This is a genomic window from Streptomyces sp. NPDC048483 (genome assembly GCF_040651455.1).
Classification (GTDB): domain Bacteria; phylum Actinomycetota; class Actinomycetes; order Streptomycetales; family Streptomycetaceae; genus Streptomyces.
On record NZ_JBEZJZ010000116.1, the window covers coordinates 1 to 26397 of the forward strand.

The 26397-nt window shown below is 72.1% G+C and carries 27 protein-coding genes; 13 read left to right on the forward strand and 14 right to left on the reverse strand.

The window, feature by feature from the left end; genetic code table 11:
• Nucleotides 1-163: 163 nt before the first annotated feature.
• The gene (locus AB0D04_RS35955; protein ID WP_362711607.1) at nucleotides 164-814 is read left to right on the forward strand and encodes a DedA family protein; all 651 of its coding nucleotides are present in this window, start codon (nucleotides 164-166) and stop codon (nucleotides 812-814) included.
• Between the two features lie 248 nt (nucleotides 815-1062).
• On the opposite strand, the gene AB0D04_RS35960 is transcribed toward AB0D04_RS35955, so the two are convergent.
• From AB0D04_RS35960 to AB0D04_RS35970, 3 genes are all read right to left on the reverse strand, one after another.
• The gene (locus AB0D04_RS35960) at nucleotides 1063-1272 is read right to left on the reverse strand and encodes a hypothetical protein (protein WP_362711608.1); all 210 of its coding nucleotides are present in this window, start codon (nucleotides 1270-1272) and stop codon (nucleotides 1063-1065) included.
• A gap of 144 nt (nucleotides 1273-1416) precedes the next feature.
• Nucleotides 1417-3447 carry an AAA family ATPase gene (locus tag AB0D04_RS35965; protein ID WP_362711609.1) on the reverse strand — a complete coding sequence of 677 codons (2031 nt, stop codon included), beginning with the start codon at nucleotides 3445-3447 and terminating at the stop codon, nucleotides 1417-1419.
• Nucleotides 3448-3608: 161 nt separating this feature from the next.
• Nucleotides 3609-4148 (reverse strand): gamma carbonic anhydrase family protein, encoded by a 540-nt coding sequence (locus tag AB0D04_RS35970; RefSeq protein WP_362711610.1) that lies wholly within the window; start codon nucleotides 4146-4148, stop codon nucleotides 3609-3611.
• A 162-nt stretch (nucleotides 4149-4310) separates the two neighbouring features.
• On the opposite strand from AB0D04_RS35970, the gene AB0D04_RS35975 reads away from it, so the two are divergent.
• On the forward strand, nucleotides 4311-5066 hold the full coding sequence (locus tag AB0D04_RS35975) for an acyltransferase (protein WP_362711611.1): 756 nt from the start codon (nucleotides 4311-4313) through the stop codon (nucleotides 5064-5066).
• A 28-nt stretch (nucleotides 5067-5094) separates the two neighbouring features.
• Here the strand turns inward: AB0D04_RS35975 and AB0D04_RS35980 are convergent, their stop codons facing one another.
• Nucleotides 5095-5964, reverse strand: coding sequence for a DMT family transporter (locus AB0D04_RS35980; RefSeq protein ID WP_362711612.1), 870 nt, complete (start codon nucleotides 5962-5964; stop codon nucleotides 5095-5097).
• Between the two features lie 136 nt (nucleotides 5965-6100).
• Here AB0D04_RS35980 and AB0D04_RS35985 point away from each other — a divergent pair, with 136 nt between their 5' ends.
• Together AB0D04_RS35985 and AB0D04_RS35990 are read left to right on the forward strand one after the other, a co-directional pair.
• On the forward strand, nucleotides 6101-6673 hold the full coding sequence (locus tag AB0D04_RS35985) for an XRE family transcriptional regulator (protein WP_362711613.1): 573 nt from the start codon (nucleotides 6101-6103) through the stop codon (nucleotides 6671-6673).
• Between the two features lie 81 nt (nucleotides 6674-6754).
• A complete protein-coding gene (locus AB0D04_RS35990; protein WP_362711614.1) occupies nucleotides 6755-7312 on the forward strand; it encodes a YbaK/EbsC family protein in 558 nt (185 codons plus the stop codon).
• Between the two features lie 18 nt (nucleotides 7313-7330).
• Here the strand turns inward: AB0D04_RS35990 and AB0D04_RS35995 are convergent, their stop codons facing one another.
• Both AB0D04_RS35995 and AB0D04_RS36000 read right to left on the reverse strand, forming a co-directional pair.
• Complete coding sequence (locus AB0D04_RS35995) at nucleotides 7331-7840, reverse strand: GNAT family N-acetyltransferase (RefSeq protein ID WP_362711615.1); 510 nt, start codon at nucleotides 7838-7840, stop codon at nucleotides 7331-7333.
• 45 nt (nucleotides 7841-7885) lie between these two features.
• Nucleotides 7886-8293 carry a CoA-binding protein gene (locus AB0D04_RS36000; RefSeq protein ID WP_362711616.1) on the reverse strand — a complete coding sequence of 136 codons (408 nt, stop codon included), beginning with the start codon at nucleotides 8291-8293 and terminating at the stop codon, nucleotides 7886-7888.
• Between the two features lie 238 nt (nucleotides 8294-8531).
• On the opposite strand from AB0D04_RS36000, the gene AB0D04_RS36005 reads away from it, so the two are divergent.
• Nucleotides 8532-9731 carry a DUF1266 domain-containing protein gene (locus tag AB0D04_RS36005; RefSeq protein WP_362711617.1) on the forward strand — a complete coding sequence of 400 codons (1200 nt, stop codon included), beginning with the start codon at nucleotides 8532-8534 and terminating at the stop codon, nucleotides 9729-9731.
• Nucleotides 9732-9839: 108 nt separating this feature from the next.
• Here AB0D04_RS36005 and AB0D04_RS36010 read toward each other — a convergent pair whose 3' ends face one another.
• Nucleotides 9840-10640, reverse strand: coding sequence for a type VII secretion system-associated protein (locus AB0D04_RS36010; RefSeq protein WP_362711618.1), 801 nt, complete (start codon nucleotides 10638-10640; stop codon nucleotides 9840-9842).
• 247 nt (nucleotides 10641-10887) lie between these two features.
• Between AB0D04_RS36010 and AB0D04_RS36015 the strand changes: the two genes are divergently transcribed.
• From AB0D04_RS36015 to AB0D04_RS36025, 3 genes are all read left to right on the forward strand, one after another.
• Nucleotides 10888-11514, forward strand: coding sequence for a YigZ family protein (locus AB0D04_RS36015; protein ID WP_362711619.1), 627 nt, complete (start codon nucleotides 10888-10890; stop codon nucleotides 11512-11514).
• A gap of 262 nt (nucleotides 11515-11776) precedes the next feature.
• Nucleotides 11777-12643: a dienelactone hydrolase family protein gene (locus tag AB0D04_RS36020; RefSeq protein WP_362711620.1), complete on the forward strand. Its 867-nt coding sequence runs from the start codon at nucleotides 11777-11779 to the stop codon at nucleotides 12641-12643.
• 141 nt (nucleotides 12644-12784) lie between these two features.
• Nucleotides 12785-15292, forward strand: coding sequence for a SpoIIE family protein phosphatase (locus tag AB0D04_RS36025; RefSeq protein ID WP_362711621.1), 2508 nt, complete (start codon nucleotides 12785-12787; stop codon nucleotides 15290-15292).
• 56 nt (nucleotides 15293-15348) lie between these two features.
• Here AB0D04_RS36025 and AB0D04_RS36030 read toward each other — a convergent pair whose 3' ends face one another.
• The gene (locus AB0D04_RS36030) at nucleotides 15349-16434 is read right to left on the reverse strand and encodes an acyl-CoA dehydrogenase family protein (RefSeq protein WP_362711622.1); all 1086 of its coding nucleotides are present in this window, start codon (nucleotides 16432-16434) and stop codon (nucleotides 15349-15351) included.
• 146 nt (nucleotides 16435-16580) lie between these two features.
• Between AB0D04_RS36030 and AB0D04_RS36035 the strand changes: the two genes are divergently transcribed.
• The gene (locus AB0D04_RS36035) at nucleotides 16581-17138 is read left to right on the forward strand and encodes a GNAT family protein (protein ID WP_362711623.1); all 558 of its coding nucleotides are present in this window, start codon (nucleotides 16581-16583) and stop codon (nucleotides 17136-17138) included.
• Nucleotides 17139-17242: 104 nt separating this feature from the next.
• Here the strand turns inward: AB0D04_RS36035 and AB0D04_RS36040 are convergent, their stop codons facing one another.
• From AB0D04_RS36040 to AB0D04_RS36060, 5 genes are all read right to left on the reverse strand, one after another.
• On the reverse strand, nucleotides 17243-18199 hold the full coding sequence (locus AB0D04_RS36040; RefSeq protein WP_362711624.1) for a hypothetical protein: 957 nt from the start codon (nucleotides 18197-18199) through the stop codon (nucleotides 17243-17245).
• A 129-nt stretch (nucleotides 18200-18328) separates the two neighbouring features.
• A complete protein-coding gene (locus AB0D04_RS36045) occupies nucleotides 18329-19474 on the reverse strand; it encodes a DUF2306 domain-containing protein (protein WP_362711625.1) in 1146 nt (381 codons plus the stop codon).
• 156 nt (nucleotides 19475-19630) lie between these two features.
• Nucleotides 19631-20146 carry a PadR family transcriptional regulator gene (locus AB0D04_RS36050; RefSeq protein WP_362711626.1) on the reverse strand — a complete coding sequence of 172 codons (516 nt, stop codon included), beginning with the start codon at nucleotides 20144-20146 and terminating at the stop codon, nucleotides 19631-19633.
• A gap of 126 nt (nucleotides 20147-20272) precedes the next feature.
• Nucleotides 20273-20797 carry a histidine phosphatase family protein gene (locus AB0D04_RS36055; protein ID WP_362711627.1) on the reverse strand — a complete coding sequence of 175 codons (525 nt, stop codon included), beginning with the start codon at nucleotides 20795-20797 and terminating at the stop codon, nucleotides 20273-20275.
• A 167-nt stretch (nucleotides 20798-20964) separates the two neighbouring features.
• Nucleotides 20965-21693 (reverse strand): hypothetical protein, encoded by a 729-nt coding sequence (locus AB0D04_RS36060; RefSeq protein WP_362711628.1) that lies wholly within the window; start codon nucleotides 21691-21693, stop codon nucleotides 20965-20967.
• Nucleotides 21694-21810: 117 nt separating this feature from the next.
• On the opposite strand from AB0D04_RS36060, the gene AB0D04_RS36065 reads away from it, so the two are divergent.
• Nucleotides 21811-22485 (forward strand): TetR/AcrR family transcriptional regulator, encoded by a 675-nt coding sequence (locus tag AB0D04_RS36065; protein ID WP_362711629.1) that lies wholly within the window; start codon nucleotides 21811-21813, stop codon nucleotides 22483-22485.
• 25 nt (nucleotides 22486-22510) lie between these two features.
• Nucleotides 22511-23707, forward strand: a complete 1197-nt coding sequence (locus AB0D04_RS36070; protein WP_362711630.1) for an acyltransferase family protein — start codon at nucleotides 22511-22513, stop codon at nucleotides 23705-23707.
• A 112-nt stretch (nucleotides 23708-23819) separates the two neighbouring features.
• Here AB0D04_RS36070 and AB0D04_RS36075 read toward each other — a convergent pair whose 3' ends face one another.
• Complete coding sequence (locus AB0D04_RS36075; RefSeq protein ID WP_362711631.1) at nucleotides 23820-24263, reverse strand: hypothetical protein; 444 nt, start codon at nucleotides 24261-24263, stop codon at nucleotides 23820-23822.
• Nucleotides 24264-24604: 341 nt separating this feature from the next.
• Between AB0D04_RS36075 and AB0D04_RS36080 the strand changes: the two genes are divergently transcribed.
• Together AB0D04_RS36080 and AB0D04_RS36085 are read left to right on the forward strand one after the other, a co-directional pair.
• On the forward strand, nucleotides 24605-25771 hold the full coding sequence (locus AB0D04_RS36080) for an exonuclease SbcCD subunit D (RefSeq protein ID WP_362711632.1): 1167 nt from the start codon (nucleotides 24605-24607) through the stop codon (nucleotides 25769-25771).
• Nucleotides 25768-26397 (forward strand): SMC family ATPase (locus tag AB0D04_RS36085; protein WP_362711633.1); only part of this gene is annotated, 630 nt, incomplete at its 3' end. The genes AB0D04_RS36080 and AB0D04_RS36085, both read left to right, overlap by 4 nt.

The window sequence follows — 26397 nt, forward strand, 5'->3', positions numbered from 1 at the left end:
TGGCGGCGCGGGGGGGGCGCGTGGGCCGCCGGCCCCGGGGCCCCCCCTCGCGTCCCCCCGCCGCGGGGCGCGGGGCGGCGCCCCCCTCCCCCGCCACCGGCCCGGCGGCACGGGCGGCCGGGCAGCGGCCCACGGGGGCCCTACATCAGTGGAGGAATCGGCTTTGCACATCCAGGAGTGGCTCGAGACCGTACCGGCCGTGAGCGTCTACCTCCTGGTGGGGGTGGTCATCGGGGTGGAGAGCCTGGGCATTCCGCTGCCCGGTGAAATCGTCCTCGTCAGCGCGGCGATCCTGGCCGCGACCACGGATCACATCGACCCGTTCGTGCTGGGTGCCTGCGCGTCCGTCGGCGCGATCGTCGGCGACTCCATCGGGTACCTGATCGGACGCAAGGGGGGCCAGCCGCTGCTGGACTGGGCCGGCCGCAAGTTCCCCAAGCACTTCGGCCCCGACCATGTCGCGATGGCCGAGGAGAAGTTCGAGAAGTGGGGCATGTGGGCGGTGTTCTTCGGCCGCTTCATCGCCCTGCTGCGCATCTTCGCCGGCCCGCTCGCCGGTGTGCTGAAGATGCCGTACTGGAAGTTCCTGATCGCCAATGTCCTCGGTGGCATCGTCTGGGCCGGCGGCACCACCGCACTCATCTACAGCGTCGGCATCGTCGCCGAGTCGTGGCTGCGCCGCTTCCAGTGGCTCGGTCTGGTCGCCGCCCTCCTCTTCGGCCTCGGCTCCTTCCTGATCATGAAGCGCCGCGCGAAGAAGGCGGCGGCGGAGCGCGAGGCGAAGGCGGCCCAGGTTCCGGCGACGGTCGACTGACGGCCCGTCAGGCACAGATGGTCATACGGTCACCGGCCCGGTAGCGCCTGCTACCGGGCCGGTGGCGTTCCGTCGGCCGGTGGCCCTCGTCGCCGGAGGGTTCTGACGCGGCCGGGCACGGGCACAGGCGCCCGCCGCCCCTCTGGCGGGTACGGGCGGCGGGCGTCACACCGGACCGAGGGGGACGCCGCGGTCCCGCTGGTGGCATCGCCGTCCCGGACGGCCGACGCGCTCGCGGGGGGAGGGGGCTAGTTGGTCGACCAGACGTCGGGGCCGCCGTCGCGCCATTCGATGAGGGCGGTGTCGTCCCAGGCGAATTCCGCCGTGGAGAATCCGGCCCGGCGCAGATACGCGGCCACATCGCCGGGGCGCAGCGCGCGGCCCAGGTCCTGGCCGTAGAGCGTGACGCGGCGACCGCCGGTGCAGGGCGGGTGCACGATCACGGGGGCACGCTTCATGCGGTCCAGGATGGGGTGGGGCCGCCGCCTCCGCATCCCGAACGCGGCCGTCCGGTCACGCTGCGCGACGCACACCTGGTGGTGGGCGCCCGGTGACGCGCGGCCGCGGGCAATCGGCCGGTCACCCCAACGGAGCCGACGCCGTCAGGACCCCGTGCGCAGCCGGGAGAAGAACGGGGCCGTCCGCACCCCGCCACCGCGCTGCCACCACCGTGTCCCTGCCGCGCGTGCCGCGCCTGCCACCCCCGGCGCCGAGGCCCCCTCGCGCACGTCACGCACCTCGCGGCGCAGACCGGCAAGCATATTGCGGGCCCCCGCGATGAACAGCGGGTCCCCGACGAGCTTCTTGGCCGCCAGCGCCTTGCGGCAGGCCCGCAGCGCCGCCTCCGGCCGCCCGTGGGTGCGTTCGGTCAGGGCGCGGGCGTACAGGACGGTGGAGTACAGCCAGAAGTCGCCGTCGGAGTGCCGGGATTCCCAGGCGCGGCGGGCGGCGGCCGCCGCCTTCTCCGCGTCCAGTGGTGACAGCGCGATGGCGAGCAGCGCCCGGCTGTGGGCGGGGCCGGGGCCGAACCACGGGTCCCTGGGCCGGTGCCCGGCCGCCTCCTCCAGGCACGCCACCGCCGCCGCGGTGTCCTCCCGGTACAGCGCCAGCACACCGTGGGCATGCGCGATACGGGCCAGCCCGTCGGAGTCCGCATGCATCACGGCCGCCGTCCACGCCTGGTCCAGCAGCGATTCCGCGGTGGCGAGCGCATGTTCCTGCGCGGCGAGCCAGCCGGCCAGCCACAGTGCCCGCGCCCGCAGCGGGGTGTCGCCCCGGGAGAGCAGCAGCAGCCGGTCCAGATGCGCCCGCCCCTCGCGGCGGAAGCCGCACGCCGCCCACTGGAACCACAGCGAGACCGCGATCTCCAGGGCGCTGAGCGCGTCGTCCGCGTCCTGCGGCGGCCGGGTCAGCGCCGCGTCGAGATGATGCTGCTCGTCCTCCACCAGGCGGACGGCGATCTGCTGGTCGGGCCCCTGCCAGGCGATCTGGGCCTCGGCCGCGAGCGCCGCACAGGCCTGCCGGAACCGCCGCAGCGCCGCGGACTCCTCGCCCGCCTCGCGCAGCTGGGTCCGCCCGAAGTCCCGGGCACCGCGCGGCAGTCGGTAGCGCGGCGGCAGCGCGGCCCGGGTGTCCGGCGGGCCGCCTCCCTCCCGTACGCGTTCCAGTACGGAGCCCAGCCGGAGCCGTTCCAGCGCGGCGTCGATTTCCGGGGCAGGAACGTCACTGCTGGCACATACACACCCCGCGAGCCAGGGATCGAAGTCCCCGGGAAGCACCGAGAGCCGCGCCCACACCCGCCGGTCGGTGGGCGAGCAGAGGGCGTAGCCGGCGGCGTGTGCCGCGTAGAGGGAGGTGTGCCGCGCGGTCGGCGCCGGGCCCGAGTAGAAGAGCGGGCCGTCGGCGTCCACCTGCGCCGCGAGCTGCGCCAGCGACATCCGGTCCAGCTGCCGGGCGGCCAGTTCGATCGCCAGTGGCGAGCCCTCCAGCGCCTCGCAGACGGCCACGAGCAGCTCCGGCGCGGCCGCCTCGGCCCGCGCCGCCAGCAGCTCGACGGCCGGTCCCGCGATTCCCTCGCCCAGCGTCACCGGGAGCGGCGCGACCTCGACGACCCGCTCCATGGGCAGCCCCAGCGAACGGCGGGACGTCGCCACGATCCGAAGCGCCGGTTCGGCCCGCAGCAGCCGCCGCACCAGCTGTGCGCACGCGTCGCGCACCGGGTCGCAGTCGTCCAGCAGCAGCGTCGCGCGGTGGTGCACGCAGTGTGCGGCGAGCGCCGCGACGGTGGCGCGGTCGGCCGGTCCGGTCCCGCCGTGCACCGGTGCGTACGGGGCCGGGGGAGCGGTGCCGCGGGCGACGGCCTGCACGGCGGCGGGCAGGCCCGCGGCCCGCCGCACAGTGCCCGTCAGATCTCCCTCGGCCAGGCCGTCCCAGCAGCCGACCCGGATGACCGTGCCGCCGTGCCGCGCGAGGTGTTCGTCCAGTACGGCGCGGGCCAGGACGCTCTTGCCCACCCCCGCGGCGCCGGTCAGCGTCACCAGGGCGGAGCCGTCCAGCAGCCCGGACACCTGCTCGTGCTCAACGGCCCGTCCCACCACCTCGGGCAGTGGCCGGTCATCGGCCCACGCGCTCATCCGTCATTCCCGTCCACGGCACAGCGCCGCGCCGTCCCTATGGGCGACCAACGATGCCAGAACCGACCGTCCGGTAAACAGGCGAGCGCCCTTATCTATCGGGGGAAACGCAGCGGGGGAGTTTGACGTGACGCGGCCGCGGCGGGCGCGCCGCGGCCCGCTCAGCCCGCATCCTCCTGGACCGATTCCCGGTGCCGCGCCGCAAGTTCCAGATACATCGCGGCATTCAGCTTTATCGTCTCGCGCTCCTCGTCGGTCAGCTGCCGCTTGACCTTGGCCGGGATCCCGGCGACGAGCGAACCGGGCGGCACCTGCATGCCCTGCGGGACCAGCGCCTGCGCGGCGACCAGGGAGCCGGCGCCGATGTGCGCGCCGTTGAGGACCGTGGCGCCCATGCCGACCAGGACGTCGTCCTCGACGGTGCAGCCGTGCAGGACGGCGTTGTGGCCGACGGAGACCCGCTCGCCGACGGTCACCGGGAAGCCGGGGTCCACATGCACCGTGCAGTTGTCCTGGATGTTGCTGTCGGCGCCGAGCACGATCGGGCCGCAGTCGGCACGCAGCACCGCGTGGTACCAGACGCTCGCCCCGGAGGCCATCGTGACGTCGCCGAGCACGACGGACGTGGGCGCGGTGTAGGCCGCCGGATCGATCGTCGGCTCCTCGCCGGCCACCCCTGAAATCAACGCCCGTCCCGCCATGTCCGTCTCTCCTCGCCAGTGCTGTGCCGCGCCCACTGCACCGTAGACGACGGTCGCACCGCAGGGCGGCGGTGGCCGCCGGTGGGGCGAAGATCACAGCGCGGTCCGCGGTCGGCCGGGCGGTGCGCTGAGTACGGTGTGCGGGTGCCGTCAAATAAGAACGTGTTCTCATCCCTTGCCGCCTGGCGGCGCCGGGCCGTGTCCCGCGCCGTCCACCGGGGCGTGCACTGGGTGAGGCAGGCCGCGGCCGTCACGGCCGAGTGTCCCGGCCCGTACCGCTTCCGCCGGATCGGCCCCGGCGCACGGCTCGCCTTCCCGCAGGGCACGGTCTTCGGCGACCCGTGGATCGAGATCGGCGACCACTGCATCATCGGCCAGGACGTGACGCTGACGGCGGGCATGATGCCGGACCTCGATCTCGGCCCGGACCCCATCCTCACCCTGGGCAACGGCGTCGTCCTGGGCCGCGGCAGCCATGTGATCGCGGATGTCCGGCTGACGATCGGCGATGACTGCTACTTCGGCCCCGGGGTCTATGTCACCACCACCAACCACAGCTACGACGATCCCGAGGTGCCGATCGGGAAGCAGTGGCCGCGCACCGACCCGGTCAGCATCGGCTCCGGCAGCTGGATCGGCACCGGGGCGGTCATCCTGCCCGGCGCACGACTGGGCAGGAACGTGGTGGTCGCGGCCGGTGCGGTGGTGCGCGGCGAGGTGCCCGACCATGCGGTCGTGGCGGGCGCGCCCGCCAAGGTCGTCCGCAGCTGGGACCCGGCGGCGGGCTGGCAGCCGCCGCTGCGTACGCCCGCGCCGGTGCCGGTTCCCGAGGGCGTCACCCCGGAGCAGCTGATCGCCCTGGAGACGTGGCGGGCGCAGGAGGCCGCGGCGGCCGGCGGTGCGTGCGAGGTGTCCTGAACCACCGTCAGCTGTCCGCCCTCGCCCGTCAGCCGCCCGAAGCGAGCAGGACCGTACCGGCCAGGGCGAGTGAGGCGCCCGCCGTCTGGACGGCGCGCATCCGCTCCTTCAGGACGCCGAGGGCGGCGAGCGCGGTGACGACGGGGTAGAGCGAGGCGAGTACGGCCGCGACGGTGACCGGGCCGTTCTGGGCGGCGAGGGCGTAGGTGCCGTTGGCGGCGACATCGGCGATACCGATGAAGGCGAGCGCGGGCAGCGAGCCGCGCAGCGCCCCGAACCCGCCCTCGGGCAGTGCGGCGGTGCCGCGCCGGACCGTCACGTACAGCGCGGCGCCGCCCACGGCGACATTGCACACCCGCTGCACGAACAGGGCGAGGAACAGGCCGGTCACGGTCGTGGACGCCTCGGCGATCAGTGACATCACCGCGCCGAAGCCGAGCGCCGAGATCAGGGTGAGGACGATGGTCTGGCGCGCCACGGAAGCGCCACCGACCTGCGGTCCGCCCGCCAGCAGGATGCCGACCACGGCCACGGCCATGCCCGCGACCTGTATGAGTCCCGGCCGTTCGCCCGCCACGATCCCGACGCCGAGCGGGACCAGTACGGTGCCGAGCGAGCCGAGCGGGGAGACCACGCCCATCGGGCCGAGCGCCAGGGCGCGGTAGAAGCAGAGCATCGCGACGGGTCCGACGACGCCGGCCGCGACCGCGAACCACAGCTGCGGACCGGCCTCCCGCCAGCCGCCGGTGGCCAGCACGACGGCGCCCAGCACGAGGGCGGCCAGGGCCTGCGACACCACCACCACGGTCAGCGCATGCAGACGTCGGGTGAGCAGTCCGCCGCCGAAGTCGGCGAGCCCCCAGAGAAGACTGGTGGCCAGGGCGAAGACCGCTGTCATGGTGAAACCTCGCAGTACAGTGACGTGGACGCTGAAGTGCAGCACACAGTAGTTCATCAAGCTGAACTACGGAATTGAATATATTGAACTCCGATGGGTCTCGATGGACCTCGATGAATCCCGACTTGGACGGACCGTGACGGATCTCGATCAGCTCACGCAGTCGCTCGCCCGCAACCTCAAGCACTGGCGCACCGAACGCGGCTACACCCTCGACGCGTTGGCGGCGCGGGCCGGGGTCAGCCGCGGCATGATCATCCAGATCGAGCAGGCCCGTACGAACCCGAGCGTGGGCACCACCGTCAAGATCGCGGACGCGCTCGGCGTCAGCATCACCACGCTCCTGGACTACGAACAGGGCCCGCAGGTACGGATCGTGCCGCCGGACGAGGCCGTGCGGCTGTGGTCCACCGGGGCGGGCAGCTACACCACGCTCCTGGTGGGCGCCGAGGCGCCCGGCCCCTTCGAGATGTGGGACTGGCGGCTGATGCCCGGCGACCGCAGCGCCTCCGATCCGCATCCCCCCGGCACCGTCGAACTGATCCATGTCCGGTCCGGCACGCTGACGCTCGTCGTGGACGGTGAGGAGTACACGGTGGCGGCCGGGGTCTCGGCGACCTTTGAGGCCAAGGTGGCGCACGGTTACCGCAACGACGGAACGGATCCGGTCGAGATGACCATGTCGGTGAGCATTCCGCTGGGACGCTGAGCAGTACGGCGGACTCGTAGGGCAGGCCCGCACGTTGAGACGGCCCGCCGCCGAGCGCGCCGCGGCTGTTAGCTTGGCGTCATGCGCGTGCCGATGGATGCTTTCGACGATGTCCGCCCCGCCGCCGAGTGCCTGGACCTGCTGGTCGAGCCCGTGGCCGCGGCGATCCGCGGCTGGTGCGGATCCGTACCGGTGGAGGAACTCCGCTACGTGGACACCGATCCGGCCGTCGCGGACACCGAGCCGCTCGTCGCCCACTACGGGGCCTGGCTGCTGGAGCAGTCGGCGAACTGTGTGGTGGTGGCGGGCAAGCGCGGCGGCGAGGTCACCCTGGCCGCGTGCCTGGTCCGCTCGCACACCCGGGTCGACGTGAACGGCACGGTCCGCCGCCAACTCGGCGCCCGCAAGGCGTCGTTCGCGCCGATGGACACCGCGGTCGGCGAGAGCGGGATGGAGTACGGCGGCATCACCCCGATCGGCCTGCCCGCCGGCTGGCCGGTGCTGGTGGACGCCGCCGTCGCCGATGTCCCGTACGCGCTGATCGGCAGCGGCAGCCGCCGCGGCAAGCTCATCGTGCCCGGCAAGGCGCTGGCCGAACTGCCCGGCGCCACGGTGCTGGACGGGCTGGGCGTCGGGTAACTCCCGCCCCGGCAGCCGCTATTCGGCCCGCGGGATGCGCTCGACCCCCGCACGGGAGCGCAGATCCAGCGACAGCGGCGTGGCGTGCTCGGTGAAGCCCAGGCTCCGGTACAGCGGCTCGGCCTCGTCCGTGGCATGCAGATCGACCCGGGTCACGCCCCGCTCCGCGAAGTGGGCCAGCAGCGCCTCCGTCGTGGCGCGCGCATGGCCCCGGCCCCGATAGCGCGGGTCCGTGCAGACATTGAAGACGAAGGCGAAGCGCCCCGACGGATGTCCGGGCGCGGGCAGCCGCTCCTCTGTCCGCCCGACCGCGCACGCCGCCAGATGCGGCGCCCCGGCCCCCTCGCCGTCCACCACGAACCCGGCCAGCGGCGCATTCGGTCCGCTCAGCTGCCGCCGCGCGATCGCCTCTGCGTCCCGCTCCCCACTCCCGGGCTCATCACGCCCGTTCATCGCGAGAAACATCAGGCGGCGCAGCCGGACGAGCTCGGCGGCGTCCTCGGGGAGAGCGGCACGCGGCGTGATCATGTACGGACGCTCACGCACCCGGCGCCCGTGAGCGCGGGGCAGGGGTCAGCCGAGCCGCGGGATCTCGAGGGCGGGGCAGCGGTCCATGACCATGGCGAGGCCGGCGTCGCGGGTGCGGGCGTAGGCGGCTTCGTCGATGACGCCGAGCTGGAACCAGACGGCCTCGGCGCCGAGGGCGACGGCTTCGTCGGCGACGGCGCCGGCGAGGTCGCTGTTCACGAAGGCGTCGACGACGTCGATCTTGAAGGGAATGGCGTCGAGGGACGGATAGCCCACCTCCCCGTGCACGGTCTCGGCTTTCGGGTGCACGGGGACGACCCGCTTGCCGTAGCGCTGCAGCACCGCCGCGACGCCGTACGCGGCGCGCTGCCGGTTCGAGGACAGTCCCACGACGGCCCAGGTGTCCCCGAGCTCGGTAAGGATCCTGCGGATCGTCGCCGGGTCGCCGTACATGGCTGCCTCCTACTGGTCCAGTGCTCCATGGTCCCGCTGCAGGACAACGGGGCGCCGGGGAGGCTAGCAGGCAAGGACCAGGCGCCTCGCAGGCAAGGGCCAGGCGCCTCGTCCACAGCACCGACGGCGACTTCCGCGGACAGGGTGCCGAGGGGGTCGCGGCCCCGCCATCGCCCGTCGGCTGCGCCCCGGTTGGCGCACCCGCAGGGGCTGCGCGGCGACGGTAGGGTGGCAACCCATGGGGATATACGGGTGGGACACGGGGACCGCTTCGACCGGGGAACAGGACCTGCGGCTGCCGACCGTGGTCGAGCGTCAGTTGTACGAAGCCAAGAAGCGCGGGGACACCGAGGGCTATCTGCGGATACTCGCGGAGAACCAGGTCCTCTTCGATATGGACCGCGAGCGCACCGATGCGGCCCCGGACAAGGTGGGCTTCGTGTACTGCGAGAAGCCGGATGACCCATCGGGCATCAGGACGCTGGAGGTCCGCACCCGGGGGGAAATGCTGCCCCGCCGGCCCGATGTGGTCGTGGAATACGCCGTTCTGCAGAGTTTCGTGGAGTGGTTCGGCGACAGCGAGAAGATCGTGATCGAGGTCAACCCGGGCTCGCCCAGCGGTATGCGCTTCGCGCATCGGGACCGCGCCGACTGGGAGCGCATCTGTCGGGAAGTCGTGCCGCCACACAAGCGCGGCGACATTCTGCTGACCGATGCCGCCGGCCCGCTGCACGGCCCGCTCGCCCACGCTCTCGCCTGCAGTGCGCAGATCGCCCTCCGCAACCGCACACCGTGGAACGCCGTCAGGGATGTGTACACCGACTACGTCGGCGACCGCAGGCTCCTTCGCAAAGACTGGGGCGTGACCACGCCGGCCGAGGCGGACGACGTCGTGGACAACCTCTACCGCACCCGATACCTCCCGCATCATGTGGAGGCCGCCCTCATCGCACGCAAGGCGATCGTCGATGCCCTCGAGCCCGGCGATGCCTTCGAACCGGACCACACGTACCTGTGGTACCAGAGCACGGCCCGGGCGGCGCGGGGACTGGGCGTGAACGTGCGGCGGGCCCAAGAGGCGATTGCGCGCATCCGGCGCTACGAGGAACGCTTCCGCTCCGACGGCGTGCTGCCGCCGGACGGCATGGTGCACACCCTCGCCGCCTGGGACTACTGCCGCGCCGTCACGGTCATCCGGCTGTGCGTCGGCGCGCGCTTTTGTGAACCGGACTTCCTGACGGAGAACCTGCCCGCGCTCGGTGACCTGTGCCGCGAGGCCTACGACTCGTGGGAGGACTACTCGGCGGGCTACAGCCTCGCCCGGGTGCTGTGGGGCGACGACGACGCATTCGGCGACGTCTACCGCGACACCGTGAGCCGGCACCTTGTCCTCACCCTGGACCCGGACAGCCCCTGGCGGAACATCCCGTTCCACTGAACCGGGGGCGGGCGCGGCAGGAGGCAGGGCTGAGGAGCCCCGAACCCTCCACACGCAAACGCCCCGCCCGAAGGGGAAGGCGGGCGGGGCGAGTTTGTGGGCGGGGGATCAGGTGGCGCCGCCCACCACCCCGGCCCCGACGACCGTGCCGTCGTTTGCGGTACGGGCCGGCTTGCCGATGGCGGCGCCGCCGGTGACCGGCTCGATTCCGGCTGCCGCCGTGCCCGGGCGCAGCGGACCCGCGGGGGCCGCCTCGGGCTCCTCGTCGGTCGGCTGCCCGGCTCCGGCTCCGGTCCCGGCCGCCGTGATCGCCTCCCGCAGCGGTTCGGTCTCCACCAGCATGCTCACCGGCCCGGTCGGGTTCAGGTACAGCGCGTGCCCCGGCGGCAGCTGTTCGACGAGTTCGGCCACCGGCCGCCGGTCGTACAGCAGCCGTCCCACCGACTCGAGGTAGCCGGGGGAGGTGTAGACGGGGATGACCGGGGTGCCCTCGGGCGAGGCCGCGGCGAGCGGCGTCCCGGTGGCGGTGACCAGGACCGAGACCTCCGCGCGGGCCAGCGTCGCATGGACGTCCTGGGCCGGGCCGTAGCCGGTGGCGGCCAGCTGCACCGCGCGGTCGACGGCGTCGGCCGGCTCCGCCCAGTCCAGCGCCTGCGGCGACGGCCGGTACTCGGGGTTGTCCCGCCACTCCTCGATCTCGCCGGTCGGGCCCGACCGCCACTGCCCGATCAGCGCCCACAGCGGCGGCGCCCCCTCGCCCTGCCAGGTCAGGTCGACCATGGCCAGCCAGTGGTCGGGTGCCTTGCGCGCCGCCTCGACGACCTCCGGCGGCGGTTCGGGCATGTCCTCGCCCGTCACGGGAACGCCCGCCGTCATCGCCGACTGTGTGCTCTCGTCCATGAAGTCCATGAAGCCCTCCGCCAACCCGCCGTTCCGTTCCTGTGTGCACGGGCGGACCCCGCAAGCACAAGGCCTTCGCCTGGGGCTCACCCTGCCCACGGGGCGCCGCGGACGTCTCCCCGACGCACCGTACGGAGCCCCCGGATACGCCGCCTGGCCGTGCGCGCTGCGCCCGTACGGCGGACACCGCAGCGCGGCGAGGGGCACCGGGACCGGCCGGTGTCCGCATGTCACAGGGGCCGCATAGGCTGGTCGGATGCAGGAGCAGTACCGGACTCTCGCGTGCGAGGGTGTCCATGAGATCGAGATCAACAAGTCCCGCTTCATCGCCGCGCTGGCGCCCGTCGCCGACGAGAAGGAGGCCCAGGACTTCATCGCGCGTATCCGCAAGGAGCACCCCGGAGCCCGGCACCACTGCTGGGCCTATGTCCTGGGTGCCGACGGCGGCGTCCAGAAGGCGAGCGACGACGGTGAGCCGGGCGGCACCGCAGGCGTGCCGATGCTCCAGATGCTGGTGCGGCGCGAGATGCGCTATGTCGTTGCCGTGGTCACGCGGTACTTCGGCGGCATCAAGCTCGGCGCCGGCGGTCTGATCCGCGCCTACGGAGGCGTCGTCGGCGAGGCGCTGGACGCGCTGGGCACCGTCACCCGGCAGCGCTTCCGGCTGGTCACCATCGGCGTCGACCACCAGCGGGCCGGCCGTCTGGAGAACGACCTGCGCACGACGGGGCGGGCGGTGCGCGAGGTCACGTACGGGGCGGAGGTGCGTATCGAGGTCGGGCTGCCGGAGGCCGATCTGGAGGCCTTCCGGGCGTGGCTGGCCGATATGACGGCCGGGACGGCGGAGCTGGAGCTCGGCGGCGAGGCGTACGGGGAGCTGTGAGCCCGGCGGCACCTTGCGTCCCGCCGGCCTGGAGTTCCTTCGAAGGCTGACCGGTGATCAGCCGGCGGGCGGTGCGGGCCGGTTCGTCGGTGGAGGCGGTGATCGGTGTGGCGAAGGCCTGGGTGCCTGCCAGGACGATCGCTGGATACTACTGCTGGGTAGTCTCGCGGTGAACCGCGACGGGCGGGGGCGAGGCGCCCCGGTCCGCAGAGCAGCCCCCGGCCGGCGACCGACCGGCAACCGACCAGGACGGTGGTATTCCATGGCAGATCACGACCTGACCGGTTTCGACCGCAGCACCTTCACCCACGGCGGCGTCACCCGCCGGATTCTGCGGCGCGGCACGGGGCCCGCGGTGATCGTGATGGCGGAAATTCCGGGCATCACACCCAAGGTGCTGGAGTTCGCGGCACGGGTGGCCGCAATCGGCTGCACCGCCGTGCTGCCCGTGCTCTTCGGCACGCCGGGCCGCGATGCCGACCCGGCAGCCGGTGGCCTGCTGAAGTCCGGTCTCTACACCGCCTCGTCGGTGTGGAAGGTGTGCGTGAGCCGGGAGTTCACCGTGCTGGCCACGGGGAAATCCTCACCCGTGGTGACCTGGCTGCGGGCCCTGGCCGCGGACGAGCACCGGCGCTGCGGCGGCCCCGGCGTCGGGGCCGTCGGCATGTGTCTGACCGGCGGCTTCGCCCTGGCCATGGCCGCCGATGAGCGCCTGCTCGCCCCCGTCCTGTCCCAGCCGTCCCTCCCGCTGGCCCTCACCAGGAGCCGGGCCGCCGGTATCGATATCTCCGCCGAGGACCTCGCCGCCGTCCGTGGCCGCTGCGAGCGCGAGGGTCTTCAGGTCATGGGGCTGCGGTTCCGTGGGGACCGGCTGGTGCCGGGCGACCGGTTCGCCTTTCTGCGCCGCGAACTCGGTGCGGCGTTCACTGCCGTCGAACTGGACGACTCCGCCGCGCGTCCCGGGGCCGTGCTGCCGCCGCACTCGGTGCTGACCGAGCACCTCATCGACGAACCCGGCCAGCCGACCCGCGCGGCGCTGGAGGAGGTGCTCGACCTCTTCCGCACCCGCTTGCTCGAGCAGCACCACCGCACGGCCGCGGAAGCGCAGGCCGAGCCGGAAGGGGCGTGACCCAGCCCGTTCCTCTCTGGTTCCCGTCGCACACCGAGGAAGCCGGAGGGACGGGGCAGGTGCCCAAAAAGTGGAGAATGTCCATTAAGGGGATGACAGCAATACGGCGATAGGGCAGTAGGGCAACCCGGAGAAGGCGCCATGCCATCCAGCGATACAGGGCCGAGCACCCCACCGTTGGGCACGGTGCGCGCCGACGGTGCATCTGCGCGTGACGATGCCCTGATCAGCGCCGTCGTCAGGGCCGTCGAAGTGACCGGGGCGCATGCGGGAAGCGTGTTCCTGATGTCGCGGGACCGTCGCTCGCTCGTGCTGAGCGCGGTGTGCGGGACGCCGCCCTCCCTGCTCGGTGGCTGGCGGCGGATTCCGGTGAGCAGCGCCATCCCGGTGGCGGCGGCGTACCGGTCCGGGCGGACGGTCCATCTGGCCGGAGCCGACGAGACCATGCGGCGGTTCCCCCAGCTCGCGATGGCCCTGCCGTACTCTTTCGGATCCGCTTCCGTGCAGGTGAAAGCGGGAAAGGCCGTTTTCGGGGCGATGGCCGTGGTGTGGGCTGCCGGGCCGGAGGGAGAAGCGCTGTCGAAGGCGCAGCGACGACGGCTGCGCGCCACGGCCGACCGCCTCGGCGCGACGCTCGCCGAGCTGAGCGAACGCGGTGCGCTGGGCGAGAGCGACACGGAAACCGCCCCGGTGACGGTCCCGATGCGGTCGGCCCCGGCCGTACGGGTCGGCCTCTTCGACTGGAACCTCGACACCGGGGCCCTCGTGGCGGACGACGAGCTGTGCGCGATCTTCGGAATCGACCCCGGCGCGTTCGACGGGCAAGCGGCCACACTGGCTGCCAAGATCGACGACGCCGACCTCCCCGGCCTCCGGTCCGCCGCCCGCACCGCGCTCGAGGAGGGCCATGTCTGGGCCCAGGCCCTGCGCATACGGGACGACGGCGGTCACCGCACCGTCGCCCTGTGGGGCCGCATACCGGAGGCCCCCGACGACCGGCAGACACGATCCCACCTGGTGGGGGCCGTCCTCGACACCGGAACCGGAATGGCCGCCGTCGAGGCGATCGAACGGCTCACGGACGGCTTCTTCGCGCTCGCCCCGGACGGACGTGTCACCTACGCCAACCACGGCCTCGAGCACCTGCTGCGGATCCGCCGGGACGAACTGCTGGGCCGGCGCCCCTGGGACGTCCTGCCGTGGCTGGCCGATCCCGCCTACGAGGACCGGTACCGGGCCGCCATGATCTCCCAGCAGCCGGTCTCCTTCCTCGCCCGCCGTCCCCCCGACCCATGGCTCGTGTTCTCCCTCCATCCGGGCGCGCACGGCATGACGGGCTGGGCGGCCCGCGTCGCGGGGCCGCTCCCGGCCGACGCCGGCCCTGGGACACCGGTCGGGGAAGAGGTGGCGGCCCTGCCGTCGCCCCCCGCCGCCCCTCGTCTGGGCACTCTCTACCGCGTTCTCCAGCTCGGCAGCGCGCTGACCGAGGCGGTCACCGCCCACGAGGTGTGCGAAGCCGTCGCCGAGCAGCTCCTGCCCGCTGTCGGCGGCCAGCGGATGGCCCTCTACGTGGTGACCGAGGGCCGCTTGCAGCTGCTCTTGCAGCGCGGCTACCACCACGGCCTTCTCGACCGGTTCGAAGGCTCACCGCTCCGCGCCGGCCTGCCCGTGTCGGATGTGCTGCTCTCCGGGGCTCCGCTGTTCATCGAGTCACGGCACGAGTTCGCGCGGACCTGTCCCGGGTTCCCCGCGAGCGAGTCCCGCTCCTGGGCGTTCCTTCCGCTCATCGCCTCCAACCGCCCGGTGGGCGCCTGCGTCCTCGCCTTCGACGACGCTCACCGGTTCCTGACCGACGAGCGGGGTCTGCTCACCGCTCTGGGCGGGCTGATCGCCCATGCCCTGGCACGCGCCAGGCTCTACGATGCCGAATTCGCCGTCGCCCACGGTCTGCAGGACGCACTGCTCCCGCACCGGCTGCCCACGCTGCCCGACATCCGCGTCGCCGGCCGCTATCTCCCGGGAACGCGCGGCATGGACATCGGCGGCGACTGGTACGACGTCATACCCACCCGCGACGGCGTCGCGCTGATCGTCGGCGACGTCGAGGGGCACAACGTCGCCGCCGCGGCCGTCATGGGCCAACTCAGAAGCGCGGTACGGGCGTTCGCCACCGCGGGCCATCGGCCGGGCGACGTGATCTCCAGTACCAACCAGCTGCTCCTCGACCTCGACCCCGGCCCCCTCGCCAGCTGCTGCTACGTCCGCCTCCACCCCGGTTCAGGAATCGCGCGCGTGGTCCTTGCGGGCCACTGTCCGCCTCTGTTGCGCCGGCCCGACGGACGTACGGAGGTACTGGACCTGCCGAGCGGCCCACTGCTCGGCGTGGCGGAAGAGTCCACCTACCCGGAAACCGACGTGCACTTCCCGCCCGGATCGATCCTGGCGCTGTACACGGACGGGCTGGTGGAGAGACGAGGGGCGGACGTCGGCACGGGCATCGACCGGATGCGGGCCTCGTTGGCCCATGTCCGCGCGGATTCGCTGGAGGAACTGGCCGACAAGCTCCTGCTGGGCGCCCGTCGGTCCCCGCACCGTATGGACGACATCGCACTGCTGCTCAGCGAATACACCCCTGCTCGCTCCCGCTGACCGGCACGACGGACGCGCCGACGGGGCGCCGGCGCCGGCCCGTAGGTGGCGCGGCGTCACATCCGGCGGAGCATCATCCGGGCGGTTTCCGTGCGGAGCTGCGGGGTCTGCGCCTGGATCAGGTGGAACTGGGCCTCTCGCGCGAGCCGCCCCGCCGTGTTGCCGTACTGCACGGCACGGCCTCCCGTGGCCGCGACGCATGCGGTGGCGGCACGCACGCCCAGGTCCAGGACCGCCGACCGGATCGCGAGCCGGTCCTCGACCCGCTCTCCTGCGGGCAGTTCGTCGCGCAGTGCATACGCTTCGGCGCGCAGCCGGGCCGCTTCCTCGGCGAGCCGGTGTCCGAGGGTCTCGTACGCGGCGCCCGCGCGCGGTGCGGAACGGAGCAGGAAGTCCGTCGCGGCGCGGAGGTGGCCGAAGACCGCGGGGTTGGAGTTGGCGTTCTCCAGGTCGTAGGCGAGCGCCCAGTCGGCGCGGGGCTCTCGCACGATCACGTCTTCCGCGGGCACGACGATGTCGCGCAGCTCCACCGTCGCGGTGTGCGTCGCATTCATCGCCCAGAGCGGGGGTGAGTCCGCCGCGGCCAGCCGGCTGCCCTGCGCGGCACAGTCGATCAGAGCGAACAACGCCTGATCATCAGGGGTAACGGCACCGATGAATGCCAGGTCGGCGAACCCCCAGCCGGTCATCCACGGCACGCGTCCACGGAGCCGCCAGCCGTCACCGAGCGGTACGGCGGTGACGGGTGGGCGGGGCTGACGCAGAAAGGCGAACCCGGCCGTGGCGAGCCGCTCGCCCTTGCGGAGCACGGGCAGCCAATGCTCCCTCAACTCGGCGTTACCGCTCTTGAGAAGCCCTTTGACGAGGGCGAAATGCTGGGTGAAGACGAACCATGTCGAAGGGTCGACCGCCGACAGGACCTCATGGGCTTCCCGGACCACCTGGCGCGCTGCCACCCCGCTTCCCGCCGCCGGCTCATGGCCGACGAGCCCGAAGGCGCCGCTCCGGGCCAGTGCGTCGAGATGCGAACGGGGAACACCCTCCTGCGCGGTCTCTTCCGCGACCGGCCCGAGGATCTTCACCGCGACCTCCGTCACCGCGGCGACCATCGGGTCTGCGGCGAGATCCGCTGGGGTGGCCAAGGCCGTCTCTGCGCCAGGAACCCGCGGCATTCCCGTACTCACCCTCATCCTCCTCGTTCTCCTGGTTCTCGGTGCAGTCGGTTGTTCGGAGGCGTCCATACTCTCCCCGGACCGATCAGGGTTGACGCTTGTCGTACGGTCGGGGCATGTCCCTTGCCGGTGTTGAGCTGCGCGAGTTCACTCGTGCCGACGGCTCTTTTCTCACGTCATGGATTTCCGGTCCGGCCGAACTGATGACCTGGGCCGGTCCCGCGTTCACCTGGCCGTTGGACGGGCCTCAGATCGCCCAGTATGCGGCCGAGTCCGAGACGCCAAGACGGGGGAGCTGGATGGGCGTTGACTCCCGGACCGGGCAGGTGGTGGGTCATGCCTCGGTGCGCGTGGACGCCGACGGTGTCGCAGGGCGGCTGGGGCGGGTGCTGGTTGCCCCCCAAGCTCGTGGCCGCGGGGTGGGTGCGGGCTTGCTGACGCAAGTGCTGGCGGTGTCCTTCGGCGCCCGGGGTCTGCAGCGCGTGGAACTGGGCGTGTTCAGCCATAACGGCAGTGCGGTCCGACTCTATGAACGGCTCGGTTTCCAGGTCGAGCGTGTACTGCCCGACGTGGAGCACGTGGCAGGGCAGTCCTGGTCGGCGCTGCAGATGTGCCTGGCCAAGGCGGACTGGGCGGCCGCTCTCGGGCAGCGTCACGAGGCGATCGAATCCTGAGGGGCGGAGGTTCGAGGTGACGGTCACGGACCGGCGGGGAGGGCAGGTGGGACCTTCATCCTCAGTGGGCCGGGAGCGTTGGGCCGTCGGCCGGCCACCCGCTCTCAGGGCCGGGGTGTCGCACGCCGTGCCAGAAGCCGGCGCCCGGTGGTCCCGGCGAGCAGCAGTCCGGCGACGAGGATGATCAGTGACAGACCGGGACCGGACGTCCAGTTGACCTTTGTGGCGCGGGCGCCCAGCACGACGGCAACGGTGATCGCGACGCCCGGGAGGGCGAGCAGCGCGGGCCGGACCCGGCTCAGGTCGTCCTCGGCCAGTGCGCCGAGGACGCCGACGCCCAGAGCGAGGGCCCAGACGCCGAGGGCCTGCGCATCGGGGCGGTTGACGCTCCACGGAACGAAATCGGCCCAGAACCGCGGGAGGCCCAGCAGTCCGGCCCCGATGCCGAACCACGCCGACCCCAGAACAGCCAGGAACGGCTTCGACCAGCCCGGCAGCGGGGCGATCCGTTCCTCAAGGGGCAGGGCGGGCCCGAGGTGTTGCAGGGCGATGCACACGAGGGCGCACAGGCCGAGCAGGCCGAGTACGGCGACCCAGCCGAGGCTGAACAGGACGAGGAGCAGTGAGCCGCCCTGGACCACCTGGAGCTCGCCGGCGTTGAGCAGGCTCACGGCGAGCAGGCCGAGGAGCACGATCGCGAGCGGGAAAAGGAGGGTCCGGACCTCTTCCCAGACACGGGCCCGGCCGACCATGAACAGGCCGGGCGATACGCCGAGCATGGCCGCGCCGACCAGTCCGCTGCTCAGCGGTTCGGGCGACCGCCAGGCGCTGAACGCGTGGCCGGTGAGGCCGACCGCCATCAGAAGCGCGCCGACCAGCATGCTGATCACCGCCACAGCGGTGGTCAGCATCGTCACGGCGGGGGTCAGTGCGCGGCCACCGGGCTCCGCGGACGACCCGGCGTCGGGCCCGGCGGCAGGGGAGTCGTCGTCCGCGGCACCGGAGTCATCCACAGCGCGGGAGTTGTCAGCAGCGCCGGGGATATCCGCTTCCTTGTTCATGTGTGCTCCGTTTCCGGGTTGTTGCGCGCGTCGATCCGCACGTCATTCCGCGGGTCGTTCCGACCGTCGGTCCGCGCGTCGATCCGCGGATCGTTCGCCCACCGACCCGACGGCCGGTGGTGGTGGGGGCTACGCGGCCGGCGACGGGGTCGGGCGCGTGTGGCGGGCGGCGGCCAGGCGCTGCCTTTTGACCAGCTCGCGGCCGTACATGACGCGCAGGCTGACCGCGGTGGTCGCCATGAACGCCAGCATCCCGCAGCCGATCGTGACTCCCGCGGACAGCGCCGTCTGCCGGTCGAGCCCCGCATACCGCTCGAACAGCAGCGCCGCGGAGGCCGAGAGCACGGGCGCCAGACACAGGGCGGCCAGGTGCAGGCGCCACTCCTCGCGCGCCCAGCTCCGTCCTTCCCGGTCCGCGCGCCGGTGGCGGACGAACATGACGGCGTACGTCGCGGCGTACGGAATCAGGTAGGCGAGCAGCAGGCGCCGCCCTTCGGCGCCCCAGCCCAGGCAGGAGCGGGCGATCCAGGCCAGGGCGGCCGCGCCGGCCAGATGTACCGCGGCGAGCACCGGCATCGGCACGCACGTCCCGGCCACCCCGGTGGCCGTCGTCCGCCTGTCCATCGCGCGGGAGGCGAGCAGTGCGCCGAACGCGACCACGGAGCCGAGGTGCATGATGGCGACCCGGTTGATGTCCTCCATGGACAGTCCGGGAAGCAGCCACGGGAGCGCGCCCCACTCAAGGCGCAGCAGCGGCGCGGTCATCAGGAAGCCGTAGCACAGCAGCATCCACCGCTGATGCAGGTCGGGGAACTTCCCGACCGCCGCGAAGATCCCGAACGTCACGCTCAGCACGGTGCCGACCAGGATGGTGGCCAGCACGATCCAGAACGCCGCCCCGCTGAACGCGTCGGCCGGCGCGGTACGCACCAGATAGAGCGCGGCACCCGCCATCGAGACATACACCGTCACCGCGAACACCACGCCTACCGCACGGTGCAGCCGGATGCGCCGCCGCACCGCCGAGAGCAGCTGGACGGGCCCGAGGAGCATCAGCGCCCCGCCCAGGACCGAGTGCACGATCATCGCCGTCAGGCTGCGTCCGTACGGCCCGATCCGGGTGGCGAGGGCGTCGGCGACGTAACGCGGCGACACCGCACGCGAGAGGAGCCACTCCCCGAACGCCGGTGCGCCCGGGCGCGCGTACGGCCACAGCTCGGTCATGGCGACCGGTGCGTAGCCCACGCAGACGACCACCACGGCGATCGTGGCCACGCGGCGCCAGGCGATCCTCCTGGGACTGGGACGGTGCACGGCGGCTCCCCTGTTCGCGACCCTCGATAGTCCTTTCTGGACCATCGAGAAGGTAAGGGGGATCCGCGGCCGTGGTCAACGCTCATCGCGGCGGTATCGCGGCGTAGTACAGCGGTATTACGCCTCGCGCTGCTGCACCCACTGCCAGAAATCGACCATCATCCGCTCATAACGGATCCCGAATTCGAGCGCCTCACGCTGTCCCCGCGTCAGCAACCCGCCCACGCTCTCGGCGAGTTCCTCATAGTCCGCAAGCGTGCGGTGATGCTCCGTCAGCTGTTCCGGGGCGAGCACCTCGGGCCGGGCCCCGAACCACAGCTTGAGGATGCCGCGTTCGCGCGCCTCGACCGGTACGAAGGCGGGATCGGCGAGCCATTCCTCCAGGGCCGCCTTGCCGGCCGCGGTCAGCTTCATCAGCCGCCGGTTGCGCCCGCCCGTCTGCCGGACCTCCGACAGCAGTCCCGCCGCCACGAGGCGGTCGCACTGCGCATAGACCTGCGCGTGCGGCATCGACCAGAACGGCGCCACCGTGCGGGCGGCCTCGCCCTTCACGTCGTACGGGCTGGCCTCGCCCAGCTTGTCGATGATGCCGAGCACGAGGAACGAGGGTGTGGTCAACCGGGAGTCAGCCATGGCGCGACCGTATCGCGGTGGCCGGACCGGGCATGCGGGCGCCTGGAATGCGCCGGGCCGAGCCGGCGGCGGGACCGCCGGGCCGGCACCGCGGACGCGATGCCGCGGCTCCCTGCCCAGAGAAGGTCAGCCGCCGCGCGCCCCGCGCGCCACCTCGAAGTCGGTGAGCACGGCGCTTCGCGGAGCGAACTCGGGCCAGGTGCCCTGCCGGGCGAGGACGGCGAGCGCACAGGTCGGGAACTTCTCCCGCGCCCGCTCAAGGCCGTCGCCCCGAGCCTCTCCGGCGAGGAGCAGGACGAGCTCCTGGACGGCGGGACTGTGGCCGACCAGGAGCACCGTGCGTACGGCGTCGGGGGTTTCCTGCACAACGGTGAGCAGATCGGCGGCCGCCGCGCCGTAGAGCCGGCCGTCATGCCGGACCGGGGGCGGCATCGGGAGCTGCTCGGCGGCGAGTTCCCAGGTCTGGCGGGTCCGCGCGGCGGGTGAGCAGAGGACCAGGTCCGGGATGCGGCCGGCGTCCCGCAGCCAGAGTCCCGCGGCGGGCGCGTCGCGCAGACCGCGCTTGGCGAGCGGCCGGTCGCGGTCGTCCACGTCAGCCGGCCAGGCGGACTTCGCATGCCGCAGGACGATCAGCCGCCGCGCTTCTGCCACACGTCCTCCTTGGACCGCCATCCGCCGTGAACCTCAGCACCCGCGCGCCACCGCCGACGCCCACCCGCCAAGCGTTGCACCCGCGGAACGCTCCCGCCAGGCGGCTGCGGCGCGCGACACCCCTCAGCGACACCAAGGGGAAGCCGGCCTGCCTGATCGTGGGCGGGCTACCTCACCAGCATGTCCAGCTGTTCGTGGCCGGTGTCCGCAGCGCAGAGGGCGAGCCAGCCGTGGCCTCGCATACGGGTGGCGGGACCGATGGCCGTGGGATCGACGGACAGCCGGCCGCAGGCCTCGGCGGCTCGGACCGTTCCTTCGTTCGGCTCGGCTTCGTCGTACTCCGGGTCGAAGTCCTCCTCATCGGCACGGAGGACCTCCCAGGGCAGCGGATCACCCTCCCACTCGGGATCGCTCTCGGCTGCGAACCGCCGACGGATGCGGCCGTTCTCGGCGACCACCCATATGTCCGAGCCTCCCGCCGTGTCCTCGTAGAACATCTGCGCCTGGCCGCAGTGGACGCTCAGCCGCTCGACCGCCCCCATGAAGGCGTCCCAGTCGTCGTCGATCGCGGATTCCAGATTGCCGTAGATCAGTCGCCAGCCGTCGAGTTCGGGGGTGATGAAGACGGGCAGCGCCGATCCCCGCCACGGCCGGTCTTCCACATAGGTGCCTTCGAAGAGGGTGACGGGGAACCGGTCGTGCAGGTCGAGTGCCGAGAACAGGCCCTCGTACGTGGCTCCGGGCACCGCGTACCACCAGCCGCGGGGGTAGAGCGGAAACGGCTCGGTGCCGGCGGACTTGATGCGCACGCGGCGCTCGAGGAGTGCCTTGTCGCGGGGGGTGAGCCGGTCGATGAATCCGGCGGCGACGAGGTCGCTCAGCCTGTTGTGGGTCATGTCGCCGACCTTAATGAGCCGCGGTGGCGGGGGAGCACCGGCCCCGATGGACCCGGCACGAGCGGCTCAACGCGAGTCGGCTGGACACCGGTTGGCCATCTGGCTAATGTTTTGGCCATGCGGTCAAAAAATGATCTGAGTGGCCAGTCCGGCGCCGGGAAGAGCGAGCGGGAGGCGCCGGAGCCGGAGCGCTCGTTCATCGAGAAGGCGCGCCGCGCCCAGATCATCGACGCCGCCGTCGACACCATCGCGGCACGGGGGTTCGCGAAGGCGTCGATGGCGCAGATCGCCGAGCGGGCGGGGATCAGCAAGGGCGTGATCTCGTACCACTTCGCGGGCAAGAGTGAGGTGATCGAGCGCGTCGTCGACCAGATCTACGAGGAGATCGGCGCCTTTGTCGGGGCCCGGCTGGAGGGGCGGGCCGGGGCGGCCGCGTGGCTGCGCGGCTATATCGAGTCGGTCGCCGAGTACATGCACAGCCACCGGACCCAACTCGCCGCGCTCGGCGAGATCTTCAGCCACTACCGGACGGCTGACGGAGCCCCGCACTACGGCGTCGCCTCCAGCGAACCGATCTACACCGCACTGGAGAAGGTCTTCCTGGAGGGCCAGGAAAGCGGCGAATTCCGCATGTTCGACGTCCGCGTCATGGCCGTCAGCCTCCAGGCCGGGGTCGACAACATGTTCGCGTACTGGAGCGCCCGTCCCGAACGCGACCTGGCGGCCTACGGCCGCGAACTCGCCGGCATCTTCGAGCACGCCACCCGCGCGGAGCGCGCGGACCGCCACTGAACTGCATCCAACAGGGGGAACATTCATGACGGACGACCTGGAACGCACGGCCGTGAAGGCCGCGCCCGCACCGGCTCGCGAGAAGCCGGAACGCGCCCGGCTGCTTTACATCGACAATCTGCGGATCACGCTGACGGTGCTCGTGGTGCTGCACCACACCGCCGTCACCTACGGCAACATCCCCGCCTGGTACTACACCGAGCCCGCCAAGGACGGCTCCGGCCTGCTCCTGGACGTCTTCGTCATGTTCAACCAGGCGTTCTTCATGGGCTTCTTCTTCATGATCGCCGGGTACTTCACGCCGGCCTCCTACGACCGCAAGGGCGCGCGGCCGTTCTTCCGCGACCGCCTCAAGCGGCTCGGCATCCCCCTGCTCGCCTTCCTCTTGCTGATACGCCCGCTCGCGGGCTTCGGCGGGTACGCCGACCTGCGGGACACCTTCGCCGGGCGCGGCGAATCCCTGCCCTACTGGCTCTACTACGTGTTCAGTTGGGACGCCGGCCCGATGTGGTTCGTCGAGGTCCTCCTCGTGTTCGCCGTCCTCTACGCCCTCGTCCGCCGCCGTGGCGCGCGCCGCCTCCCCGCCCCGGCCGCACAGGTGGCCCGCGAGACGGCCCGGGCCCCGCGGCCGCTCGCCATCGTCGTCTTCACCCTCGCCCTGGCCCTTGCCACGTACCTGTGGCGCTTCCCCGTGCCCAACAGCACCTACGTCCCCTTCCTCGGCCTGCCCACGCCCAGCTTCATGCCGCAGTACGCGAGCTTCTTCGTCCTCGGCGTGCTCGCCCACCGCCGTGGCTGGCCGCAGGCTCTCTCCCGCACCACGGGCCGCGTGGGCTTCGCCGTCGCCACCGCCGCGACGCTCGCGTACCTTCCCGTGGTCATCACGGCCGAGGAGAGCACGCTCGTCGGGCACGGCAGCTGGCAGTCGCTGGCCTCGGCCGCGTGGGAGTCGACGTTCGCCGTCGGTGTCGTCCTCGGTCTGACCGTCCTCTTCCGCGAACGTCTCCACCGGCAGGGACGCGCCGCCGCGTTCCTCTCCCGCCACGCCTTCGCCGTCTACCTCACCCACGCGGCCGTGCTCGTCGGGCTCGGGTACGCCTTCCGCTGGCTGCACGCCCCGGCGGCCGTCAAGTTCGCCCTGGTCGCCGCCCTGGCCCTGCCGCTGTGCTGGGCCGTCGCGTACGTCGTCCGCTCCCTTCCCCGCGCCGACCGGGTGCTGTGACGCCCCGTGCGGAAACCGGCTCCCCGCCCCGACCTCAAGCCGGGGCGGGGAGCCGTGGGTGAAGGATCGACCTGCTGCCCTTCCGGACCGCGGCCGCCCTCCTCCGGTGGGATCAGAGGGTGACGGTCTTCTTCGCGTCGGCGTAGTGGTCGCCGTGCGGGGTGACGATGGCGGCTGCGACCCGGACCTTGGTTCCCTTACGGAAAACGGAGTCGGGCTTCGGGCGCAGGGTCAGCCGCGCCCGGTGCCGGTCCGCGTCGCAGACCAGTTTCTTGTTGGCGAGGGTGGCGGTGGCCACGGACGGGCGGTGGCCCTCGGCGGGGTGCAGGCTCTTCGCGGTGGTCGCGACGTGCACGTCCGAACCCGGATCGCAGGAGTAGATGATCTCGGCCTTGATGACCGACGCATGCTTTGTGTCGAGGGCGACCTTCCCGACGGCCATGGAGTTGGCCTTGGCGACTGCCGGCGAGGCCAGGGCGCCGAGGGTACCGGCGGCGAGTATCACGGTGGCGACGGCGGTACCGGTGACCCGGCAGCTCGAGCGAGCTGACTTCACTGGGGACTTCCTCTCCTGCTGTTCAGATGATTGCTCGGTCAAGTGCGCCTGTGCTGAGCATGTTCACGTGCTGTGCCTGTGGTGATGGCGACGAGTGCCGTCAGGTTGCCTCGTCAGCTGCTCGGGTGCGCTCGTCGGCCGGGCCGGGCCTGTAAAGGTCACGGGTGACATCTACGGTCATTCAATGCCAGATGCGGGCATCCGAGGCGTACGAAGGAGGTCCGTGACGGACGGGGTCCCGGCGGCGGTCGGTACAGGCCGTGGCGGCTCGTAGACTCGTGCTGGCCTGGTGCTGAGCCGTAGCCCGCGGAGGGGAAGAATATGCAGGTCGGAGCTGTTTCGTGAGATTTCTGCACACCTCCGACTGGCATCTGGGACGGTCTTTCCACCGCGTGAGCCTGCTCACCGCCCAGCGCGCGTTCCTCGATCACCTCGTCGAGACGGTCCGGGACCGGAAGGTCGAGGCGGTGCTCGTCGCGGGGGACATCTATGACCGTGCGGTGCCGCCGCTCGCCGCCGTGGAGCTCTTCGACGAGGCCCTGCACCGTCTCGCCGACCTTGGCGTCCCGACCGTCATGATCTCCGGCAACCACGACTCCGCCCGGCGGCTCGGCGTCGGATCCGGGCTGATGCGGCAGGCCGGCATCCATCTGCACACCGACCCCGCCGCCTGCGGCACCCCGGTGCTGCTCGAGGACGAGCACGGCCCGGTGGCGCTGTACGGGCTGCCGTACCTCGAACCGGCCATGGTCCGCGACGCACTCGGCGCCCGGCGTGCCGATCATGCCGAGGTGCTGGGCGCGGCGATGGACCGGGTCCGCGCCGACCTGGCCGAACGGCCCGCGAAGACCCGCTCCGTGGTGCTGGCGCACGCCTTTGTCACCGGCGGCGCCGTGAGCGACAGCGAGCGCGACATCACCGTCGGCGGGGTGGCCTCCGTCCCCGCGGCCGTCTTCGACGGCGTCGACTACGCCGCGCTCGGCCATCTGCACGGCTGCCAGACCCTCACCGAGCGGGTCCGTTACTCCGGTTCGCCGCTCGCCTACTCCTTCTCCGAGACCGACCACCGCAAGTCGCTGTGGATCGTGGACCTCGGCCCGAGGGGTGAAGTGCACGCCGAGCGGGTGGCCTGCCCGGTGCCGCGGCCGCTGGCCCGCATCAGGGGGCCGCTGGAGCGGCTGCTCGACGACCCCGGGCTGGACCGCCACCACGATGCCTGGGTGGAGGCGACGCTCACCGACTCCGCCCGCCCGCACGAGCCCATGGCGCGGCTCGCCGAGCGCTTCCCGCACATCGTCAGCCTGGTCTTCGACCCGGACGAGGGCCCCGCCCGCACGCTCGCCTCCTACGCCCAGCGGCTGCGCGGCCGCAGCGACCAGGAGATCGCCGAGGACTTCGTGGAACACGTACGGGCCGGCCGCGCGGCCGACGCCGACGAGCGGGCCGAACTGCGGTCGGCCATCGATGACGTACGCCTCGACGACACCCTGCACGAGGTGGCGCGATGAGGCTGCACCGGCTGTCCGTCACGGCCTTCGGGCCCTTCGGCCGTACCCAGGTCATCGACTTCGACCGGCTCGCGCGGGACGGCCTCTTTCTGCTGCACGGGTCCACGGGCGCGGGCAAGACCTCCGTCCTGGACGCCGTGTGCTTCGCGCTGTACGGGTCGGTGCCCGGTGCGCGGCAGAGCGGTCAGGCGCTGCGCAGCGACCTGGCGGAGCCGATGATGCCGACCGAGGTCGTCCTCGAACTGACCGTGGCCGAGCGGCGGTTGGAGATCACCCGACTGCCCGAGCAGCCGCGCCCCAAGAAGCGGGGCAGCGGGACGACCCGGGAAAAGGCACAGAGCCGGCTGCGGGAGTTCGATGCGGTGGGGGGTGAGTGGAAGGCGCTGAGCCGGTCGCACCAGGAGATCGGCGAGGAGATCGGCCAGCTCCTCGGCATGAGCAAGGAGCAGTTCTGCCAGGTGGTGCTGCTGCCGCAGGGCGACTTCGCGCGCTTCTTGCGGGCCGACGCGGAGGCGCGCGCCCGGCTCCTGGGGCTCGCCGCGCCAGATGGTGTCGGCCGCGACTGCCATGATCCCGTTCCTCGAGCACGACGACGCCAACCGCGCGCTCATGGGATCGAACATGAT